The 20,402-nt window shown below is 57.4% G+C and carries 19 protein-coding genes; 17 read left to right on the plus strand and 2 right to left on the minus strand.

Features of this window, described 5'->3' with window-relative positions; all coding sequences use genetic code 11:
- Positions 1 to 91: 91 nt before the first annotated feature.
- The 11 genes from B145_RS24565 (at position 92) to B145_RS0105850 (ending at position 12,729) form a co-directional block, all read left to right on the plus strand.
- Entirely contained in the window at positions 92 to 1,303 is a 1,212-nt protein-coding gene (locus B145_RS24565) for an alpha/beta hydrolase (protein ID WP_018605834.1), read from the plus strand.
- Positions 1,304 to 1,405: 102 nt separating this feature from the next.
- Complete coding sequence (locus tag B145_RS24570) at positions 1,406 to 4,810, plus strand: hybrid sensor histidine kinase/response regulator (RefSeq protein ID WP_018605835.1); 3,405 nt, start codon at positions 1,406 to 1,408, stop codon at positions 4,808 to 4,810.
- Entirely contained in the window at positions 4,800 to 5,732 is a 933-nt protein-coding gene (locus tag B145_RS0105810; RefSeq protein ID WP_018605836.1) for a response regulator transcription factor, read from the plus strand. Before B145_RS24570 ends, B145_RS0105810 begins: the two co-directional genes overlap by 11 nt.
- 286 nt (positions 5,733 to 6,018) lie before the next feature.
- Complete coding sequence (gene urtA / locus B145_RS0105815) at positions 6,019 to 7,290, plus strand: urea ABC transporter substrate-binding protein (protein ID WP_018605837.1); 1,272 nt, start codon at positions 6,019 to 6,021, stop codon at positions 7,288 to 7,290.
- A 315-nt stretch (positions 7,291 to 7,605) separates the two neighbouring features.
- Positions 7,606 to 8,280, plus strand: coding sequence for a FadR/GntR family transcriptional regulator (locus B145_RS0105820; protein WP_018605838.1), 675 nt, complete (start codon positions 7,606 to 7,608; stop codon positions 8,278 to 8,280).
- A 17-nt stretch (positions 8,281 to 8,297) separates the two neighbouring features.
- The gene (locus B145_RS0105825; RefSeq protein WP_018605839.1) at positions 8,298 to 9,089 is read left to right on the plus strand and encodes a transporter substrate-binding domain-containing protein; all 792 of its coding nucleotides are present in this window, start codon (positions 8,298 to 8,300) and stop codon (positions 9,087 to 9,089) included.
- A 64-nt stretch (positions 9,090 to 9,153) separates the two neighbouring features.
- Positions 9,154 to 9,825 (plus strand): amino acid ABC transporter permease, encoded by a 672-nt coding sequence (locus B145_RS0105830; RefSeq protein WP_018605840.1) that lies wholly within the window; start codon positions 9,154 to 9,156, stop codon positions 9,823 to 9,825.
- Entirely contained in the window at positions 9,822 to 10,481 is a 660-nt protein-coding gene (locus B145_RS0105835) for an amino acid ABC transporter permease (protein ID WP_018605841.1), read from the plus strand. Before B145_RS0105830 ends, B145_RS0105835 begins: the two co-directional genes overlap by 4 nt.
- Positions 10,462 to 11,190: an amino acid ABC transporter ATP-binding protein gene (locus B145_RS0105840; protein ID WP_018605842.1), complete on the plus strand. Its 729-nt coding sequence runs from the start codon at positions 10,462 to 10,464 to the stop codon at positions 11,188 to 11,190. The genes B145_RS0105835 and B145_RS0105840 overlap by 20 nt, the downstream gene beginning before the upstream one ends.
- 7 nt (positions 11,191 to 11,197) lie before the next feature.
- Positions 11,198 to 12,226, plus strand: coding sequence for an allantoicase (alc, locus tag B145_RS0105845; RefSeq protein ID WP_018605843.1), 1,029 nt, complete (start codon positions 11,198 to 11,200; stop codon positions 12,224 to 12,226).
- Positions 12,220 to 12,729, plus strand: coding sequence for an ureidoglycolate lyase (locus B145_RS0105850; RefSeq protein WP_018605844.1), 510 nt, complete (start codon positions 12,220 to 12,222; stop codon positions 12,727 to 12,729). Before alc ends, B145_RS0105850 begins: the two co-directional genes overlap by 7 nt.
- 77 nt (positions 12,730 to 12,806) lie before the next feature.
- On the opposite strand, the gene B145_RS0105855 is transcribed toward B145_RS0105850, so the two are convergent.
- Positions 12,807 to 13,394, minus strand: coding sequence for a hypothetical protein (locus B145_RS0105855; protein ID WP_018605845.1), 588 nt, complete (start codon positions 13,392 to 13,394; stop codon positions 12,807 to 12,809).
- A gap of 176 nt (positions 13,395 to 13,570) precedes the next feature.
- Positions 13,571 to 14,728, minus strand: a complete 1,158-nt coding sequence (locus B145_RS0105860) for an AAA family ATPase (protein ID WP_026258868.1) — start codon at positions 14,726 to 14,728, stop codon at positions 13,571 to 13,573.
- A gap of 240 nt (positions 14,729 to 14,968) precedes the next feature.
- Here B145_RS0105860 and urtB point away from each other — a divergent pair, with 240 nt between their 5' ends.
- The 6 genes from urtB to ureA are packed head-to-tail and all read left to right on the plus strand — an operon-like array spanning position 14,969 to position 20,381.
- Positions 14,969 to 16,546 carry an urea ABC transporter permease subunit UrtB gene (urtB, locus tag B145_RS0105865; protein ID WP_018605847.1) on the plus strand — a complete coding sequence of 526 codons (1,578 nt, stop codon included), beginning with the start codon at positions 14,969 to 14,971 and terminating at the stop codon, positions 16,544 to 16,546.
- Positions 16,547 to 16,554: 8 nt separating this feature from the next.
- A complete protein-coding gene (urtC, locus tag B145_RS0105870) occupies positions 16,555 to 17,664 on the plus strand; it encodes an urea ABC transporter permease subunit UrtC (RefSeq protein WP_018605849.1) in 1,110 nt (369 codons plus the stop codon).
- Positions 17,665 to 17,723: 59 nt separating this feature from the next.
- A complete protein-coding gene (urtD, locus tag B145_RS0105875) occupies positions 17,724 to 18,500 on the plus strand; it encodes an urea ABC transporter ATP-binding protein UrtD (protein WP_245541832.1) in 777 nt (258 codons plus the stop codon).
- A 1-nt stretch (position 18,501) separates the two neighbouring features.
- Entirely contained in the window at positions 18,502 to 19,194 is a 693-nt protein-coding gene (gene urtE, locus B145_RS0105880) for an urea ABC transporter ATP-binding subunit UrtE (protein WP_018605852.1), read from the plus strand.
- Positions 19,195 to 19,202: 8 nt separating this feature from the next.
- Positions 19,203 to 20,060: an urease accessory protein UreD gene (locus B145_RS0105885; protein ID WP_026258869.1), complete on the plus strand. Its 858-nt coding sequence runs from the start codon at positions 19,203 to 19,205 to the stop codon at positions 20,058 to 20,060.
- Positions 20,061 to 20,078: 18 nt separating this feature from the next.
- Positions 20,079 to 20,381: an urease subunit gamma gene (gene ureA, locus B145_RS0105890; RefSeq protein WP_018605856.1), complete on the plus strand. Its 303-nt coding sequence runs from the start codon at positions 20,079 to 20,081 to the stop codon at positions 20,379 to 20,381.
- The last annotated feature ends 21 nt before the right edge of the window (positions 20,382 to 20,402 follow it).

Genomic DNA, 20,402 nt, shown 5'->3' on the forward strand with positions numbered 1-20,402 from the left:
GGGTAAATTCCAGCAAACCGCCGTAGCAGCAATATTTGCTACGGCGGTTTGTTTTAGCATCGATGCTTCCGGTATCGCCTGCTGTGGAATCATGCCTTACAGTACACCTCTTTTCACCTTGCGCATCGCTTGCGCCTTATGCCTTGGCATTCTTGTAGCATGCTCAAGTGCGCCTGACAAACGCCAGAAGCCAGAAGACCCCGCCCTGCGAAGCCTTACTGAGCATGCCTACAGCCCGGGCCCTAGTGTCGGCACCCAGCAACACACTGAAACGCTCGACGGGCCGGATGGCGGGCTGCAGATCAGCCTGATCGCCCCCAACCTTGCAGGCAGCTATCCGCTTGTCATCTATCTTCCAGGCCTGGGGGATCAGGTCACAGGCGGAGAACCTTGGCGCAAGGCATGGGCTGGTGCAGGGTATGCCGTATTGTCGGTGCAGGACAGGCAGGACGGGATGCCGCTGCTCGCCTCTGAAAAGGCACGCAAGGGCGACATTGGCGGCATGGCGCGCGATGCTTCAAGCAGTGAGCGGCGCACCACCCGCATCAAGAACACACTCTTTGCCCTGAAGACGGCCCAACAGCGGGCACGGCAGAACCAGCCCCTGTTTGCCTCCATCGATTTCTCCCGGGTCGTTGTAGCGGGCTTTGACACCGGGGCATTTGCTGCCTTGGCTTTCAGTGCGGAAGCCGGCAGCCCGGCCCCCGCAGATGCCATTCCGGGCTTGAAGGGCATCATCGCCATCAGCCCCGCCCCGCCAGAGAACTTCAGTGCGCATGGCCGCTATGGAGCCACTCATCTTCCGGTTCTGCTGGTCAGCTCAGATGCCGATTTCGATGAATACGGCATTATCAACGACATTGGCATCCGCATCGCGCCCTTCCAGGCCATGCCCAAGGAAGACAAGTATCTGCTCTCCTTCAAGCAAATCAGCCACCGGGCCTTGTCAGGTGACACCTCTTCACGCATGCCAGATGAAATGCAGGGCTCGCGCCAGCGCGGAGGTGACAAAGGCGGGCCACCAGGAGGCGGCGGACGTGGCAGAGAAGGTGGTCCAAATGGAGGTGGGGGCAACAGGCCTGGCATGGAAGGTGGCGGCCCCGGCATGGGTAAAGGCCCAGATGGCGGCCCTGATCAACGAGGCGGACCGGGGCAAGGAGGGGAAGCGCTGCAAACCGTGATGAATAGTGTGAGCCTTGCCTTCCTGCAGGCCTACGTTCATCAAAACGAGCAGGCGCTTGATTGGCTGAGCCTGGATGCCTCGCGCTGGCTACGCCCATACGGAAGCCTCAGCATCAAGTAGCTTGCTACTGTGTGGCTGAGTACGAAAAACAGCCGCACAGTGCCACAACTCAAGTAGTCACTTCAGAGGTTACAATCGGGCCTGATTTCCGTATGGCCCGCGATGACACATCCCGACTCCGCCACTCCGATTGTTGAGCCCCCACAGCGCGTTGTCAAAGTGCGGCGCGACTACAACACCTGGGTGGCAAACGAAACGCTTGAGGATTACGCCCTGCGCTTCACCCCACATGGCTTCCGCAAGTGGTCAGAAATGCGCGTGGCCAACACAGCGTTTGGCGCAGCCTCCTTTCTGGTGCTGGAAGCCGTCGGGGCGACCATGCTGGTCAACGCAGGCTTCATCAATGCGTTCTGGGCGATCCTGGCGACCGGGCTGATCATTTTTCTGATCGGCCTGCCCATCAGCCATGCGGCCGCCCGCTGTGGTCTGGATATGGACCTGCTGACCCGTGGCGCAGGCTTTGGCTACATCGGCTCGACCATCACCTCTTTCATCTACGCCTCTTTCACCTTCATCTTCTTTGCGCTTGAAGCAGCCATCATGGCCTATGCGCTGGAGCTGGCATTCCACCTCCCCCCCGCCTGGGGCTATCTGGTCAGCGCACTGGTCATCATTCCACTGGTCACCCACGGGGTCACCGCGATCACCCGGCTGCAGGCCTGGACGCAACCCATCTGGCTGGCCCTGCTCGTTTTGCCATACGCTTTTGTGCTGGTGCAGGAACCTGCTGTACTGACGGGGCTGCTCCACTACCCTGGCAAGGACGCCACGGGCGCCGCGTTTTCAATGCCCTTGTTTGGTGCTGCATTAACCGTAGGCATCGCGCTGGTGACCCAGATGGGCGAGCAGGCCGATTACCTGCGCTTCATGCCTGCACGCTCGGCCAAAAACAGACGCCGTTGGTGGCTGGCCGTTGTGCTGGGTGGCCCCGGCTGGGTTGTGCCGGGTGTAGCCAAGATGCTGGGCGGCGCGCTGCTTGCCTATCTGGCCTTGCGCAACGCCGTGCCTGCAGCAAAGGCGGTCGACCCCAACCAGATGTATCTGATCGGCTTCTCTCACGTTGTTAACAACGGAACGCTGGCAGTCGGTCTCACAGTGCTGTTTGTTGTGCTCTCGCAGATCAAGATCAACGTCACCAACGCCTACGCGGGCTCGCTGGCATGGTCCAACTTCTTTGCGCGCCTCACGCACAGCCACCCGGGCCGTGTGGTGTGGGTCGTGTTCAACACCCTGATCGCGTTATTGCTGATGGAGCTGGACGTATTCCAGGCGCTCGGCCAAGTCCTGGGCCTGTACTCCAACGTGGCCATATCCTGGATGAGCGCAGTAGTCGCCGATCTGGTCATCAACAAGCCCCTCGGGCTCTCCCCCCGCCACATCGAATTCAAGCGCAGCCATCTCTACGACATCAACCCGGTCGGCGTGGGGGCCATGGCAATTGCCTCGGCAGCCTCCATCGCAGCATTCAGTGGCATCCTGGGCATAAGTGTGCAGCCTTATGCATGCTTCATTGCCATACTCACCGCGTTTGTGATGGCGCCCTTGATTGCGTGGCTCACCGGCGGCAAATACTATCTGGTCAGGCACGCGGCAACACCAGCAACAGGCATGCAGCGTTGCAGCATCTGTGAGCGCGAATACGAAGCGCAAGACACCACCCATTGCCCCGCCTATGCGGGCACCATCTGCTCGCTGTGCTGCTCGCTCGATGCGCGTTGCCACGACCTGTGCAAACCCGGCGCCAACCTCTCGGGCCAATGGAACGGGCTCTTGCAACGCCTGCTGCCTCGCTCCGTTACGCCCTATCTTGACGCGGGGCTGGTCCATTACCTGCTGCTGATGTTGGGCATCACCCCTGTGCTGGCAGGCTTGCTGGGCCTGCTCTACATCCATGAGGTCATGACCCTGGCCCCCACACAGGCGACACTGGTCCCGCATCTGCAGCAAGTTTTCATCAAAGCCTTCTCGGCACTTTTTCTGCTCTCGGGCATTGGTGCATGGTGGATGGTGCTGACGCACAAAAGCAGGCAGGTGGCGCAGGAAGAATCCAACCGCCAGACCCACCTGCTGATGCAGGAAATTGACGCCCACCAACGCACCGACAGCCAGTTGCAAAAGGCCAAGCAAGCCGCAGATCAGGCCAACCTCGCCAAGAGCCGCTACATCACCGCCATCAGCCATGAGTTACGTACACCGCTGAACAGCATTCTTGGCTATGCGCAAATCCTGGATGGTGATGAATCCATCCCGGCCAACCGCAGGCAGGCAATCAGCGTGATCCGCAAGAGCGGGGACCACCTGCTGTCTGTCATTGAAGGCACACTGGATATTGCCCGCATCGAAGGGGGCAAGCTCACGCTGGAAGCCAAGCCCTTCGATTTCCCCGATTTTCTGCAACAGATCGTCGGCATGTTTGAATTACAGGCGCATAACAAGGGTCTGCATTTCCGCTACGCACCAACAGGTGAAATGCCGCGCATCGTGCGGGCGGATCAGCACCGCCTGCGCCAGATTCTGATCAACGTGCTGGGCAATGCAGTCAAATTCACCAATCTGGGGGGCGTAGACTTCCGCGTGGAATATCGGCGGGATATGGCCACCTTTGAAATCCATGACAGCGGCCCGGGCATCCCTGCTGACGACATCGAACGCATCTTTGAACCCTTTGTACGCGGCAGCAAGGCGCAGGCGGGCGGCAGTGGCGTGGGGCTGACCATTGCGCGCATGCTCACCACGCTGATGGGCGGTGAGATGCAGGTTGCCAGCAAACCCGGCCAAGGCAGCACCTTCCGCATCCGGCTCTTCCTGCCACAAATCCATTCAGCCCAGGCCGCGCAAGATCTCCCACGGCTCAACCGAGTGGGTTATGTGGGCATCCGGCGGCGCATCCTGGTCGTGGATAACGAAAAGGTCGACCGGGATATGCTGCAAAGCGTGCTGGACCCATTGGGCTTCCAGGTCGAACAGGCGGCCAGCGGCGAAGAATGCCTTGAAATGCTGGCTGGTTTTGCGCCCCATCTCATTTTCATGGATCTGGCCATGCCCGGCATTGATGGCTGGGAAACCATTCGCCGCATCCGTGCCCAAGGTCTCAGTGATGCGCATATCGCCATCCTCTCGGCCAATGCCTTTGACAAGGGGCTGGAAAATGACGTTCAGATCAGCACGGAGGATTTCATCCTCAAGCCCTTGCGTGTTGAGGAACTGCTGGACTGGCTTGGCCGCAAGCTCGACTTGAGCTGGGTGAGTGCAGATGTACCTGTCACGCCCCCTGCACCGCCACCCAGTCAGCCCAAGGCACTCATCCCGCCAGCAGCACATCAGACGCTTGCGCTGGAAGAACTCATAAAACTTGGTTATCTGCGTGGCATTCTCAACAAACTGGGTGAAATCGAGCGGGAGAAGGAGGAGTACACCGAGTTTGTCAAAGTCCTGCGTGATCTGGCCCGGCAGTTCCAATTCGATGCCATGCTGGAAATTCTAAGAAAGGCCCGCGATGTCCGCTGAAGCTCTCGAACGCGAAATATCCGATATCGTCCTGATCGTGGATGATGTGCCGGAAAATCTGGCGCTGTTGCATGACGCGCTGGACGAAGCGGGCTACACCGTATTGGTGGCCACCAATGGCGAATCCGCGCTGCAACGCGCCCATCAAAGTCTGCCAGACGTCATTCTGCTCGATGCCCTCATGCCCGGCATGGATGGGTTTGAAGTTGCCCGTCGCCTCAAGGCCGACTACGCCACGCACCATATCCCCATTGTATTCATGACGGGGCTGACCGAAACCGAGCATGTGGTCGCGGCCTTTTCCGCAGGGGGTGCCGATTACGTCACCAAGCCCATCCGCCCCGCAGAAGTGCTGGCACGAATCGCTGCGCATATGCAAAATGCAAGGCAGATGCGCCAGGCCCGAACCGCACTGGACGCATTCGGACAGGCAACAGTGGCCGTGCGTGCCAGTGATGGCAAGCTGGTCTGGCAAACACCCCTTTCGCGCAAAATGCTCAAAGAGTATTTCAACATTGCCGAAGGCGAGACGCCAGTACGTCTGCTGGCCTGGATCGCTGAAGCAGACGCCGCACACAAACAAGGCCGGGAAGCCAACCCCTTGCTTCTGGAAGATGGACAACGCAGATTGCTGGCCTCTTTTCATGACCAGACGGGCGACCAGGAGTGGCTGGTGGTATTGCGCGAAGAAAATGATGCCTCATCGGTTGAGGCGCTGATCGCTGCATTCCGCCTGACCCAGCGGGAGGCTGAAGTGCTCTACTGGGTCACCATGGGCAAGACCAGCAAGGATATCGGGGACATCCTCGGCAGCAGCCCACGCACCGTCAACAAGCATCTTGAACACGTCTTTGAGAAACTAGGCGTAGAGACACGCACTGCCGCAGCCAACCTAGCCATGAGCAAGCTGCGCAGCAACTGAGAACCTGTTCAGAATCTGTAGCGAGAGGCCATGATCGGGGCTCATGCGCTGCTCGAAATCCTCATTTATCAAACATAAACTCCGGTTTCTGCGCTGCTCTTCACCCCGCTGACGGCCTCTCGCTACAGATTCTGAACAGGTTCTGAGAGAGGTGGCGATCCCCGACTACGCAATCTGACGTATTTTCGCTCCAGCCCGGCTTCCTTAATCTGGCACTGCGCCGTGATCAAACCCACGGCAAAGCATGACACCTGCAAACCCAGCCAGCATTAAGGAGCCATTCCTCATGAAAGACCGTCGCACCTTCATCAAGGCAACAGTAATCTCCAGCGCCATTGCGGCAATGGGGCTCGCGTCCTTCTCCGCCAGCGCAGCTGATACCATCAAGGTTGGCATCCTGCATTCACTGTCTGGCACCATGGCCATCTCGGAAACCGCGCTCAAAGAAACCGCGCTGATGACCATCGACGAGATCAACAAATCCGGCGGCGTACTCGGCAAAAAGCTTGAGCCCGTGGTGGTCGACCCCGCCTCCAACTGGCCGCTGTTTGCCGAAAAGGCCCGCCAGTTACTCAGCAAGGATAAGGTAGCCGTCACTTTTGGCTGTTGGACTTCCGTATCCCGCAAGTCGGTTTTGCCGGTCTATAAGGAACTGAATGGCCTGCTCTTCTACCCCGTGCAATATGAAGGCGAAGAGCTTGAAAAGAACGTGTTCTACACGGGCGCTGCGCCCAACCAACAGGCGATTCCCGCTGTGGAATACCTGATGAGCAAGGATGGTGGCGAGGCCAAACGCTTTGTGCTGCTGGGCACCGACTATGTATATCCGCGCACGACCAACAAGATCCTGCGCGCCTTCCTGAAGTCCAAAGGCGTAGCCGATGCCGACATCATGGAAGAGTACACGCCGTTCGGCCACAGTGATTATCAGACCATCATTGCCAAGATCAAGAAGTTCGCTTCCGAAGGCAAGAAGACTGCCGTGGTATCCACCATCAATGGCGACTCGAATGTGCCTTTCTACAAGGAACTTGGCAACGCAGGGCTGAAGGCAACCGATGTACCGGTTGTGGCTTTCTCGGTGGGCGAAGAGGAACTGCGTGGCGTGGATACCAAACCGCTAGTTGGTCACCTCGCCTCCTGGAACTACTTCATGTCGCTGAAGAATCCCGAGAACGACAAGTTCGTGAAGATGTACAAGGAATGGGCCAAGAAGCAAAAGCTCCCCAATGCTGACAAGGTTGTGACCAACGACCCGATGGAAGCCACCTACATCGGCATCCACATGTGGAAGCAAGCGGTGGAAAAGGCCAAGAGCACGGATGTCGACAAGGTGATTGCAGCCATGTCGGGGCAAACCTTCAAGGCCCCCAGCGGATTTGTCGCCAAGATGGATGAGAAGAACCACCACCTACACAAACCGGTCTTCATCGGTGAGGTCAAAGCAGACGGCCAATTCAACGTTGTGTGGAAGACGCCCGGTCCGGTCAAAGCCCAGCCTTGGAGCCCATTTATTGCGGGTAACGACAAGAAGAAAGACGAACCGGATAGCAAATAGGCACATCTTAGTCTCCCCAATACGCCTCACCCCTACAGGTGGGGCGTTTTTCTTTGTGCGCGCGCCTCATGAGAAGAACGTTTCTATTTCTTTTATTCAATATCCCACAATTACGGTAATGCCATTCGAAATGGTGCAGCGGTGCAAAAACACACCCGCCTTGGTGCAAGCGTCTCCCTCTTTACCAGATCATTCACGCACATCAAAATATAAATCCTTTAAAAACAATAAATTGAGAAATAATTAGTGATTGGCACGTAGGTTGCTATGAACTGGTACAACCAGTCATACCAGTTGTACCAGTGAGAGGACAACATGCCAAGCCTATCAAATGTAGCCGCACAAAATCTGCAAAGGCTCATTGCCGATGGCACTTATGCCCCTGGGGTTGCACTGCCGTCCCAAAGAGATCTGGCAGAAACCTTGGGTATCAGCCGAACCAGCCTGCGAGAGGCCATCTCCATGCTTGAAGCATTGGGCTTCGTTCGATCCCATGCTGGAAAAGGGGTTTTTGTCACGGCAGGAAAGGGGCGAGACGCTGGTGACATTCCTGCCAATCCATTAGGCATGAGGCCTGAGGCCATTTTCCAGTTCCGCTTTGTACTGGAACCCGCCGCCGCCAGCATGGTAGCGGCCAATCCACAAAACAACAGTAGTGAGCTGCAGGAAATCCAGTCAAACCTGGAAGCAGCACTACACAGCATGGATCTGGTGACCGCCGCCGAGTGCGACATGACCTTTCACCACTGCATTGCCCGCCTCAGCGGAAACGAAGCCTTTGCTTCTGTATTGAAACAATATGAAACCCAGGTGGCCTATAGCCTGCAGTTGCCATTTGCAAACCCGCAGGGCATCTGGGATACCGCAGACGAACACCTGGCCGTGATCAACGCCATCAATCAGCACGATCCCGCTACGGCCCGGCAAGCCATGCAAACCCATTTATTACGTGCCGCCAGCCGCGTCGGCATTCATTTTTACCAACCATGAAGCGAAGGAGAAGTACCATGAAAGTTTCCCATATGTTCCACTCCCTGGCGCTGGTTGGCGCCCTGGCGCTTGGATCGTTTGCGTCCGTCGCCCAGGCCGACGTATTGGCCAACATCACCAAGGCCAACACCATCAAGATCGCCGTACCACAGGACTTCCCGCCCTTTGGCAGCGTAGGTGCAGACATGAAGCCCACTGGTTATGACATAGATGTAGCCAACCTGATCGCCAAGGAATTGGGAACCAAGGTAGAACTCGTTCCGGTCACCAGTGCCAACCGCATCCCCTTCCTCACTACCGGCAAGGTTGATCTGGTGATCTCCAGCATGGGCAAGAACCCCGACCGTGAAAAGGTGATTGATTTCTCGGCTGCATATGCCCCATTTTTCAACGGGGTGTTTGGTCCGGCTGACGTAAAGATCAGCAAGCCGGAAGAGCTCGCCGGTAAAACCATTGGCGTGACCCGTGGTTCAATTGAAGATCTGGAACTCTCCAAGATTGCCCCGTCCAGCGCCACCATCAAACGCTTTGAAGACAACAACGGCACCATCACTGCCTATCTCTCCGGCCAGACCCAACTCATTGCCACCGGCAACGTTGTAGCGGCGGCTGTCAATGAACGAACCAAGCTGCGCTCGCTGTCGGTGAAGTTCCTCGTCAAGAACTCCCCTTGTTTCGTCGGTCTGGCAAAAGGAGAAACCGCCCTGCAAACCAAGGTGAATGACATCATCCAGAAGGCCAAGAAATCCGGCGCATTAAACGAAATCTCCAAGCGCTGGCTGCATGCATCACTACCAACGGATCTGTAAAACGCTGTTTCATCATCAATACCCACCCCACATAAAACCGGGGTGGTTTTGAAAGATTCTGACCATGGCCTACCACTTCGATTTCAATTTTGTACCTGACTATGCGGGCATGCTTGCCCACGGCATAGGCTATACGCTCGGCCTGACCCTGCTGGGTGGCACGCTGGGAACGTTGATCGGCATTGGTGGCGCCATCAGTCGAACCTGGAATGTGCGCCCCTTTGCTGGCCTCTATAGGTGCTACGTAGAGTTGTTCCGCAACACGCCTTTCCTGGTGCAACTGTTTCTCATCTTCTTTGGCCTGCCATCGCTGGGTATCAAGCTGACGGAATGGCAAGCCGCCATACTGGCAATGGTGCTCAACCTGGGAGCCTATAGCACCGAAATCATCCGCGCAGGCTTACAGGCAATACCCAAGGGCTTGATTGAAGCCTCTGAATCACTGGCTTTCACACGCTGGCAGACTTTCTTTTACGTCATGCTGCGCCCTGCCCTGCTCAAGGTGTGGCCAGCACTGAGCAGCCAGATCGTGATCACCATGCTGGGCTCATCCGTATGCTCACAAATCTCAGCAGAAGAACTGACCTTTGTCGCCAACTTCATCCAGTCCCGCAACTTCCGGGCCTTTGAAACCTATTTCCTGACCACTGCCATCTATTTCGCCCTAGCTGTCATCATCCGGCAGGCTTTGGCAGCAATCGGGCGCTATGCCATCGCACGGAGGCCACAAGCATGATGATGACATTTACCCTGTGGGACATTATCCGCAACCTTGCCATCAGCGGGCTCCTCACCATCGTTCTTTCTGTGGCTGCCTTTGTGTTTGGCGGGCTGGCCGGGCTGGCAGTCCTATTTGCACGCATCAGCAAGATCCGGGCAATCAACGCCTCGGCCCGGCTCTATATCGAGATGTTCCAGGGCACCCCTTTGCTGATGCAGTTGTTCATCCTGTTCTTCGGTCTCTCACTCTTCGGGCTTGATCTGCCCGCATGGCTCGCCGCAGGCGTAGGCCTGACCTTGTTTACCAGTGCCTTCCTCGCGGAAATCTGGCGTGGCTGTGTTGAATCAGTACCGCGCGGCCAATGGGAAGCCAGCACCAGTCTGGCGATGACTTATGCTGAACAGATGCGCCACGTCATCCTCCCCCAAGCCATGCGCATGGCAATTGCCCCCACCGTTGGCTTTGCCGTTCAGGTGGTAAAGGGTACTGCGGTGACTTCCATCATCGGTTTTGCCGAACTCACCAAAACCGGCTCGATGCTCAGCAACGCCACCTATCAACCCTTCCTGCTCTATAGCCTGGTGGCCCTGGGCTATTTCATTCTCTGCTATCCGCTGTCCTGGTATGCCCAGCGTCTGGAAAGGAAAGTCCATGCCCCTCGTACAAACTAAGCGCCTGCACAAGTTCTTTGGTAAAAACCATGTGCTCAAAGGCATCAATCTGGACATCCAGGAAGGCGAAGTCGTCACCATCATCGGGCGTAGTGGCTCAGGCAAAAGCACCCTGCTGCGCACACTGAACGGCCTGGAAAGCATTGATGACGGCACCATCGAAGTCGATGGCACCGCATTGGTTGCAGGCCAGGGCGATCTGCGCGCACTGCGCCAGAAAGTCGGCATGGTCTTCCAACAATTCAACCTCTTCCCGCACCTGAGTGCGGGGCAGAACGTGATGCTCGCCCCACAGGTCGTCAAGGGCACCAAGAAGGATGAGGCCGAAACCATAGCCCGTAACATGCTGGCCCGGGTTGGTCTGGCCGAAAAATTCGACGCCTTCCCCGATCAGCTCTCCGGCGGACAGCAGCAACGCGTGGCAATCGCCAGAGCACTGGCCATGTCGCCAAAAGTGCTGCTCTGTGATGAAATCACCTCTGCGCTGGACCCAGAGCTTGTCAATGAAGTGCTCAGCGTGGTGCGCCAGCTTGCCAGCGAGGGCATGACATTGGTCATGGTGACGCATGAAATGCGCTTTGCCCGCGAAGTCAGCGATAAACTCGTGTTCATGTACGAAGGCCGCATTCACGAATCCGGCCATCCGCAGGAAATGTTCAACAACCCGACCACGCCGGAATTTGCCAACTTTATCCGTACGCAAAACTAGAACAGCCATGACCTCGACCACCCTGATCGCCCCACCCGCCGAGCTGCCACGCTGGGCCGCCCGCGCCATCAACCTTGCCGACCCACGCCTGGGTGCCAAGGCCGTGGCCTGCTCGGATGATTTCTTCGCCCCAATGGGCCGCATGCTCAACCCGGAACCTGCCTGCTTCATCCCCGGCAAGTATGATGACAACGGCAAGTGGATGGATGGCTGGGAAAGCCGCCGCAAGCGCGTTGCCGGGCACGACTGGTGCATCGTCAAGCTTGGCTGCCCCGGCAGCATTGCAGGCTTCGATCTGGATACGAGCTTTTTCACCGGCAACTATCCGCCCGCAGCCACCATAGAAGGTTGCCCGGTGGGCAGCGACCCAGCCCACGCACAATGGTTGCCACTCACAGCCATGGTTCAACTCCAGGGTAACCGGCATCATGTGCAGGAAGCCTTGGCGCACCCCGGCGTAGTGTTTTCGCATATCCGCGTCAGCATCTACCCCGATGGCGGGCTGGCCCGCCTGCGCGTCTATGGACAACCCGCCAGCCTTGCCCGCGAAACGGGGCCGGATGGCCTCATCGACCTGATAGCCATGCGTCACGGTGGCCGCGCCATCGCTTGGAACGATGCCCACTTTGGCATCGCCGCCAATCTGCTGCTGCCAGGGCGTGGCATCAACATGGGCGAAGGCTGGGAAACCCGGCGGCGCCGGGAACCGGGCCATGACTGGTGCATCCTTGCACTGGGCATTCCCGGCGAAATTGTACGCGTTGAGGTCGACACGGCCCACTTCAAGGGCAACTTTCCGGACCGCAGCTCGCTGCAGGCCGCTTTTATACCCACGCTCGATGAATCGGCCATGCCCGCTCAATCGCAATTCTGGCAGACGCTGTTGCCAGAGAGCCCGCTTACGGCCGACGGAATCCACAATTTCGCGGCACAGGCGCTCGGCCCTGTCAGCCATATCCGCTTCAACCTGCACCCGGATGGTGGCGTATCCCGCTTGCGCTTGTGGGGGCGGCCCGTTGAGGAGAAAGCATGCTGATACTCCCCGTCGAGCCACTCACCCGCCAGGCATTTTCAGCATTTGGCGATGTCATGGAAGCAGACCCGAGCCATCAACAATATGCCATCAATGCAGGCACCAGTCAGCGCTTTCACGATCTGGCCACGCTGGAGCCCGGTGAAGGCGGGTGCCTCATCGTCAGCATATTCCGCGCCCAACCACGCCAACTCCCGTTCAAGGTCAGCATGCTGGAACGCCATCCCAAGGCCTCACAAGCCTTCATGCCCTTGAACGGCAAGCCATTCCTGGTCGTGGTTGCACCACAGGGAGACAGCGTCGACCCAGCCCAGATACGCGCCTTTCTGGCAAGCGGCCAACAAGGCGTGAACTTTGCCCCTGGCACCTGGCATCACCCCTTGCTCGCCTTAGACGGGCAAAGCGATTTTCTCGTCATCGACCGCGACAAGCCTGAAGACAACTGCGAAGAATGCGTACTGGCGCAGCCCTTGCAGATTGAATCGTTTGAGAGCTCATACGCATAGCAAAGCGATTGTTCCCATGCAACACCGTGGGAACAATCCGAAAACACCCGCGCGTATCAGGCAGCAGGCGCTCACACTCACGAAGTCTTGAGTTTCTGAATCTCGGAGTTGGCCCACGCCTCAAAATCCGGGCGGAATAGGTCCATCGGCGCCCAGGTGGGATAAGTGATCTCGTGAATCCCCGCGTATTTTGCGCGGTGATGCACGTCACAGAGCACCCAAAGATTGTGCTCGGAGTGATCGACCCAATCCAGAATCTTCTGTTTATCAAATAGCGTCTCGTATGCCCAGACAGGGTCTTTCGGGTGACGATGTGCCAGGTGGGGAAGAAGTCGTTGATTGAATTTATCTACATCAATGGCCTCTGCCAAGGCCCATTCAATGACATGGTGATGGGTTTCAAGCTGCCGGGCGCCGTATTTGTTGATTGCTGGGTCTTTCAAGGTATCAACGCTCACCCCGCAAACCAGACAAGGCAGCTTCAAAACGTGGACCATATGGTCATGCGCCTTTTTGTAGGCAGGCGTTTCAACTCTGCGGTCGTGCTCAGGATAGAACTGCAGTTCATCAATCACGTGATGCTGCACATGCTGTTGCACCTGCTTATAGGTGGCAAGTTGATCAGACAGCCGTGCGATAGACCCTTGGGCTTCCTTTTTCACCATCGTAACCTCCTGCCGTGTGAGTGATTCCGTTACTCAAACAACAGGAGATACATACAACAAATAAATTACAGTTCCATGTCGACTGCCCGAACATCAAATCCTGTTCAATTTGATAGGGCTGAATACCACCAGAGCAGTCAGCATCAAAACTAGAAAAATGTCGGCAGCAACTTTAATCAGGTGGTCCAGTGCCAAGAAGGTCTTTCCAACTCACGCATACCTGACACCTTTGTTTCACCAAAATCTTTTTCCAGACAAAATTCCTGGCAATCCCTGTACTCACGAAGTGCTGCGATAGGGCGGCTGGCGTGCGTCACCACAATAATCTGGGATTTTCTTGCCGCGTTTCCGATCAAGCGGCCTAGTGCAGGAAGCAGGTCAGGATGCAAACTGGTTTCTGGCTCGTTGAGTACCAGCAATTCCGCAGGGCGTGGGGAGCTAAGCGCTGCGATCAAGAACAGGTAGCGCAAGGTTCCATCAGACAGCTCCGCTGCCCGTAGCGGTCGCAACAAACCATGTTGATGCATCAAGACTTCAAATCGACCATCATGGTTTGCCACTTCAATCGAAGCCCCCGGAAACGCATCGGCCACCGCTTCAGACAGTGCATCCGCATCGCCAATTTCCAAAATGGTTTGCAATGCCGCAGCAAGATCGCGCCCATCATCGCAGATTGATGAGGTATGGGTTCCGATTTGCGGGAAACGGGCGGGCGCCTCCATGTCCGTACGGAAATGATCATAAAAGCGCCAGGAACGCACCTGCTCTCTCAACACCAACATTTCTGGCGCATGATGCGGATCAGCCAACTGCATCAGCATGCTCTCGTAATGCGGCACTCCATTGCTCAGAATCTGCCACTCCTTGCCCTGCTTGACCTTTACCAAAGACCCCGTACGCTCAACCAGCATCGACGCACGACGCAGAAATGGGCCCGCCCAGATGTTTTCAGCCTTGATTTCCGGGTCAAGCGCAAAGGCACTCATGCCGTTCGACGAAATGCCAAGATTGATCAGATAGCCCAAAGAGTCGCTTGCGAAACCCAGCTTGAGGTTAATGGGCTCCTTGCGCCGCACACCCTGTACCGCATGAATACCTTGACGCATGGCACGCGTAATCTCTTCTGGCCCGGCCCACAATGTCGACTGCAAACCACCTTCACCGGCCAGCGCAGAAATGATCCGCCCTTGTGCTGCATGCGCCAGCAACCTCAAAGAGCGGTAAACACTGGACTTTCCGCTGCCGTTTGCACCGGTGACCACATTAAGGGAGGCGAGAGGAAGGATGAGGCTTCGTAGAGAACGGTAGTTTGCTATGGCAAGAGTTGTAAGCATGGGAATCCAAGTTCAAATAGGTCGTCGCGGCCGACCATTCATATTATTTCAATATCATACTCCACATTCACCGCTTTACCGTGGTGGCTCTACAACCGTGACAGTTGCGGTTTGCTTGACCCGCTTCACGGTCAGGTACGGTCCCATGCGTACAAACAGCCCTACGCAATTTGTCGTATTCCCCCTGCCCGCTGCGCTCCGTAAGCTTCATCCAAGTGCTTTACTGCGGATGAACCGTTCATGCTCAAAACCCTGCTAGCCCTGTGTCTGTCAGCCTGTGCCTTGTCTGCGCTGGCAGCGCCTGATCCGGCTTTGGTGCGCCAACTGGCCGATGCGGACTCCAGCCAGAAGGTGGCTGCAATCCAGAAGTTGGCCCAGACGGCAGACCCGGCCACGCCCCGCATCCTCAAAGCCATGGCAGAGGATGGTTTGTATCTGGCAGGCGACAAGGTCTTGATCATGGAAGGTGACAAGGCTTTTGACGCTGCCAGCGGCACCCCGGTCAAGGCACCAGAGAATGCTGAAGCAGTGATGGTCAACAACCGCATCCGGGGCGAATTGGCCAATGCCTTGGCGGCACTGAGCCTGTTTGATGCCGACCCTGCCGTGCGTCTCGCGGCTGCGCAGAAGTTGCAGAACGATGCCAGTGCGGAATTGGCCCCAGTGCTGGCCCGCGCCTTATCGCAAGAGAAAGATGACAAGGTCAAGGCGCTCCTGCAACTGGCGCATGCACAAGCCAATTTGCGCAACCCGGACCCCGCAGCACGCGTCGCAGCCATCAAGGCGCTGGCAGGCAGTTCTTCACCGGTCATCAAATCCGCCTTGTTGCCACTGATGAACAAGGCCAACGAGGCCGACGAAAACGTCCGCTTGGCAGCCGGTGCGGCAGTCAAGGAAATCGATGCACGGCTTTCGCGTGCGGAGATGGTCGGGCAGGTTTTCTCCGGCTTGTCCCTGGGGAGCATCCTGCTGCTTGGCGCGCTGGGGCTCGCCATCACCTACGGGGTGATGGGGGTGATCAATATGGCCCACGGTGAGCTGCTGATGGTGGGCGCCTACTCTGCCTATGCAGTGCAGAGCTTCTTCCGGGCCCATTTCCCCGGTGCGGTTGACTGGTATCTGCTGGCTGCGGTGCCCGTAGGCTTTTTCTCGGCAGCACTTGTCGGTGTCATCATGGAACGCACAGTCATCCGCTGGTTGTATGGGCGTACGCTGGAGACCCTACTTGCCACCTGGGGCCTCTCGCTGGTGCTGATCCAGGCAGCGCGGGTCGCCTTTGGTGCGCAGAACGTTGAAGTCGCCAACCCAAGCTGGATGTCCGGCGGCATCGAGTTGCTGCCGAATCTAATATTGCCGTGGAACCGCATCATCATCATCGCCTTTGCGCTGTTTGTGCTAGCGCTGGTGTGGGTGCTGATGAACAAAACGCGGCTGGGCATGTTCGTGCGTGCGGTCACCCAGAACCGCCAGATGGCAAGCTGCGTAGGCGTACCCACTTCGCGTATCGATACCCTCGCCTTTGCCTTGGGCGCGGGGATCGCCGGGCTGGGCGGCGTGGCGCTCTCGCAGATCTCCAACGTGGGGCCGGATATGGGCCAGGGCTATATCGTGGATTCCTTCATGGTTGTGGTGCTTGGCGGGGTTGGGCAACTGGCAGGTGCCGTGTGGGCCGCACTGGGGCTCGGGGTAGTCACCAAGCTGCTCGAAGGCTGGGCGGGCGCGGTGATTGCCAAGATCGCCGTACTTGTCTTCATCATAATCTTCATCCAGAAGCGTCCGCAAGGGCTTTTCGCACTCAAAGGCCGTTTTGTTGAATGAGACCTGCCATGCATACACCCATCACACTCCGCCTGCTCTCTTCGCTTGACCGAAAAAGCAGCATCACACTTGCCTTCTTTCTGCTGGCAACTTTGGTTGTCATCCCGGCACTGCATATTTTTGTGCCTGCAGAGAGCAGCCTTTCGGTTTCAACCTATGCCATCACCCTGATCGGCAAGATCATGTGCTACGCGATTGTTGCCGTCGCCATGGATCTGATCTGGGGCTACGGAGGCATCTTGTCACTCGGGCACGGCATCTTCTTTGCGCTGGGCGGATACGCCTTTGGCATGTACCTGATGCGCCAGATTGGGCAAGATGGCAGTTACCACAGCAATCTGCCTGATTTCATGGTCTTTCTGGACTGGAAGCAATTGCCCTGGTACTGGAGCGGTAGTGATAGCCTGGTCTGGGTCGCCGCCCTGGTGATCCTACTGCCTGCAGTCGTGGCCTTCATTTTTGGTTTCTTCGCCTTCCGCTCACGCATCAAAGGGGTGTATTTCTCGATCATCACCCAGGCGCTGACCTATGCCGCCATGCTGCTGTTCTTCCGCAATGAAACGGGGTTTGGCGGCAACAACGGTTTTACCGATTTCAAGCGCATCATGGGCTATTCAATCACCTCGTCCGAAACACGACTGGTGCTGTTTGGCCTTACTGCACTGATGCTCGCAGCAACGTTCGTTTTCGCCAAGTGGTTGGTGGGCTCCAAGTATGGGCGCGTGCTTACTGCGATCCGCGATGCCGAATCGCGTGTCATGTTTATCGGCTACAACCCGCTTTGGTTCAAGCTTTTCATCTGGACAGTTTCCGCCGTGCTATGCGGCATCGCCGGGGCGCTCTATGTGCCGCAGGTGGGCATCATCAACCCATCGGAGATGAGTGTAGCCAACTCCATCGAGATTGCCATCTGGGTAGCCGTAGGGGGGCGTGGCACACTGATCGGCCCAATCATCGGCGCCTTTGTGGTCAACCTTGCCAAGAGCTGGTTTACTGTGTCTTTCCCTGAATACTGGCTGTTCTTCCTGGGGCTGCTGTTCATCATCGTTACATTGTTGTTGCCGCATGGTCTGGTGGGCCTGTGGAAGAAACTCATGAATAAGCAAGGAGCCGCCTGATGACTACTGTAGCCTCCCCCTCGGTTTATGACGGCACCGGTGGCGACGGGTTTGACCCCATGGGCCACGTTGCAGATCGGGAAACGCTGGATCTGTCGCACAAGGTCATCCTATATCTGGAAGACATCAACGTGAGCTTCGATGGCTTCAAGGCGCTGAAGAACCTGAGCCTTGCGATTGATGCCGGTGAGCTGCGTTGCATCATCGGCCCGAACGGCGCAGGCAAGACCACGATGATGGACGTGATTACCGGCAAGACGCGGCCCGACAGCGGCAAGGCATTCTTCGGCCAGACCATTGATCTGACCCGGCTTTCCGAACCTGAAATCGCCCACGTCGGCATCGGGCGCAAATTCCAGAAGCCCACCATCTTTGAGCACCACACCGCGTTTGAGAATCTGGAACTTGCAATGAAGACGGACAAGCGCGTGTGGCGTAGCCTATTCGCACACCTGCGCGATGAAGACCACGACCGCATCGCGGCCACCCTGAGCCAGATCGGGCTGGGCGATCAAGCGGACCGGCAGGCTGGGCTGCTCTCCCACGGCCAGAAGCAATGGCTGGAAATCGGCATGCTGCTGATGCAGGAACCCCGGCTATTGCTGCTTGACGAGCCGGTCGCGGGGATGACGGATGACGAAACCATGAAGACGGCAGAACTCTTCCTCTCTCTGGCAGGCAAGCACTCGCTGGTGGTAGTCGAACATGACATGGCATTTATCGAAAAACTGGGCGGCAAGGTAACCGTGCTGCATGAAGGTTCGGTACTGACCGAAGGCAGCCTTGCCACGGTGCAGAACGATCAACGGGTCATTGAGGTTTATCTGGGGCGCTGAGATGCTGAAAATCGAAAATCTCAACCAATACTATGGGGGCAGCCACATCCTGCGTGGTTTGTCCTTCGAAGTGGAGATGGGCAAGGTCACGACTCTGCTGGGGCGCAATGGGGTTGGCAAAACAACCCTGCTCAAAACCCTGATGGGGCTGGTCAAGTCAAAATCCGGCGGCATATCGTTCGCCGGGCGGGACATCACCCACGCTGCCCCGCATGACAGAGTCAAGGCCGGGATCGCCTATGTACCGCAGGGGCGCGAGATCTTTCCACGCCTCACCGTGCAGGAGAATCTGCTCATGGGGCTGGCCACATGCCCAGGGCGCGCGCCGATTCCGGAACGCATCTTCGAGATGTTCCCGGTATTGAAGCAGATGTTGCACCGGCGCGGTGGGGACCTCTCCGGCGGGCAACAGCAGCAGCTTGCCATTGGCCGGGCACTGGCAATGGGGCCGAAGCTTCTGATCCTGGATGAACCCACGGAGGGCATCCAGCCTTCGATCATCAAGGATATCGAGCGTGCCATCCGCCTGCTCGCAAGTACAGGCGAAATGGCGATCCTACTGGTCGAGCAGTATTATGATTTTGCCGAATCGCTTGCCGACCAATATCTGTTGATGGAGCGTGGCGAGATCATCATGCAGGGCAATGGGAAAAACATGCAAAACGACGGCGTTCGGGAAAGGCTATCCGTATAATCGACTCCATGTCATCAATTACCCCTCTTACGCCCCAGTTGGCAGCCTGGGAGGCCGAGATCAAGCTCGGCTTCATGCACCTAAATGGACACACTTTGCTCACCGAAAAGGTGCATCACGGCCCTTTGCGTGTGCAAAAGGCGCTCTACCCGGAAGGGCGCGAAGTCTGCCAAGCCATCCTGCTTCACCCGCCCTCGGGTATCGCTGGGGGGGATCATCTACATATCGCCGCCCACGTAGGTGCACAGGCGCATGCCCAACTCACCACGCCGGGTGCAGGCAAATGGTATCGATCCAGCGGGGTGGAAGCCTCGCAGACACTTGATTTCACGGTGGCGGACAATGGCATTCTGGAATGGCTGCCGCAGGAGACCATCATCTTTGATGGCGCCCTCAGCCGAATGAACACCCAGGTGCAATTGGGCGAAGGCAGCCGTTATTTTGGCTGGGAAATTCTGTGCCTGGGCCGTAGCGCCTCAGGCGAGCGTTTCGACCATGGCAGTATCCACCTGCACACCCGCATTGAACGCCAGGGGCAAGCCCTCTGGCTGGAGCGCGGCCAACTCACCGGGCATGACCCGATGCTGGCCAGCCAAGTCGCCTGGGCAGGCGCCAGTGTCGGCGGCACACTGATGGCTACCCTTTCCCCCGGTATCAATGTGGCAGCGCTGCTCGAAGCGTGCCGGGCCATCGCCCCGAATGATGGCGCAGAGCATGCCCTCACCGTATTGCCTGGCCTGTTATTTGCTCGCTACCTCGGCCATCACAGCGAGGCAGCACGGCTCTGGTTCATCCAACTCTGGCAGGTTTTGCGCCCCGTACTACTGGGCCGCCCTGCCCTGCCACCTCGCATCTGGAATACTTGAAGAACAGGAGACGCCTGTATGGAACTGACCCCACGCGAAAAAGACAAATTGCTGATCTTCACCGCAGGCCTGCTGGCTGAGCGGCGCAAAGCGCGCGGCCTGAAATTGAATTACCCAGAAGCTGTGGCACTGATTACCTGCGCCATCATGGAAGGGGCACGCGACGGCAAAACAGTGGCCGAACTCATGAGTGAAGGCACCAAGGTGCTGCGCCGTGATGAGGTGATGGAAGGCGTGGCCGAAATGATCCCAGAAATCCAGGTGGAAGCCACCTTCCCGGATGGTACCAAGCTGGTCACCGTACATCATCCGATCATCTGATTCCGATTGCATAGAACCTCA

The sequence above is a fragment of the Uliginosibacterium gangwonense DSM 18521 genome, from assembly GCF_000373965.1.
Classification (GTDB): domain Bacteria; phylum Pseudomonadota; class Gammaproteobacteria; order Burkholderiales; family Rhodocyclaceae; genus Uliginosibacterium; species Uliginosibacterium gangwonense.

Bases quoted from the DNA above. Each gene is read 5' to 3' on its own strand.
- ureA (WP_018605856.1), top strand. From the start codon at position 20,079: ATGGAACTGACCCCACGCGAAAAAGACAAATTGCTGATCTTCACCGCA.
- B145_RS0105850 (WP_018605844.1), top strand. From the start codon at position 12,220: ATGCTGATACTCCCCGTCGAGCCACTCACCCGCCAGGCATTTTCAGCA.
- B145_RS0105830 (WP_018605840.1), top strand. From the start codon at position 9,154: ATGGCCTACCACTTCGATTTCAATTTTGTACCTGACTATGCGGGCATG.
- B145_RS0105825 (WP_018605839.1), top strand. From the start codon at position 8,298: ATGAAAGTTTCCCATATGTTCCACTCCCTGGCGCTGGTTGGCGCCCTG.
- B145_RS0105860 (WP_026258868.1), bottom strand. From the start codon at position 14,728: ATGCTTACAACTCTTGCCATAGCAAACTACCGTTCTCTACGAAGCCTC.
- B145_RS0105810 (WP_018605836.1), top strand. From the start codon at position 4,800: ATGTCCGCTGAAGCTCTCGAACGCGAAATATCCGATATCGTCCTGATC.
- B145_RS0105840 (WP_018605842.1), top strand. From the start codon at position 10,462: ATGCCCCTCGTACAAACTAAGCGCCTGCACAAGTTCTTTGGTAAAAAC.
- B145_RS0105820 (WP_018605838.1), top strand. From the start codon at position 7,606: ATGCCAAGCCTATCAAATGTAGCCGCACAAAATCTGCAAAGGCTCATT.
- B145_RS24570 (WP_018605835.1), top strand. From the start codon at position 1,406: ATGACACATCCCGACTCCGCCACTCCGATTGTTGAGCCCCCACAGCGC.
- B145_RS0105835 (WP_018605841.1), top strand. From the start codon at position 9,822: ATGATGATGACATTTACCCTGTGGGACATTATCCGCAACCTTGCCATC.
- B145_RS0105885 (WP_026258869.1), top strand. From the start codon at position 19,203: ATGTCATCAATTACCCCTCTTACGCCCCAGTTGGCAGCCTGGGAGGCC.
- B145_RS24565 (WP_018605834.1), top strand. From the start codon at position 92: ATGCCTTACAGTACACCTCTTTTCACCTTGCGCATCGCTTGCGCCTTA.
- urtC (WP_018605849.1), top strand. From the start codon at position 16,555: ATGCATACACCCATCACACTCCGCCTGCTCTCTTCGCTTGACCGAAAA.
- alc (WP_018605843.1), top strand. From the start codon at position 11,198: ATGACCTCGACCACCCTGATCGCCCCACCCGCCGAGCTGCCACGCTGG.
- urtD (WP_245541832.1), top strand. From the start codon at position 17,724: ATGGGCCACGTTGCAGATCGGGAAACGCTGGATCTGTCGCACAAGGTC.
- B145_RS0105855 (WP_018605845.1), bottom strand. From the start codon at position 13,394: ATGGTGAAAAAGGAAGCCCAAGGGTCTATCGCACGGCTGTCTGATCAA.
- urtA (WP_018605837.1), top strand. From the start codon at position 6,019: ATGAAAGACCGTCGCACCTTCATCAAGGCAACAGTAATCTCCAGCGCC.
- urtE (WP_018605852.1), top strand. From the start codon at position 18,502: ATGCTGAAAATCGAAAATCTCAACCAATACTATGGGGGCAGCCACATC.
- urtB (WP_018605847.1), top strand. From the start codon at position 14,969: ATGCTCAAAACCCTGCTAGCCCTGTGTCTGTCAGCCTGTGCCTTGTCT.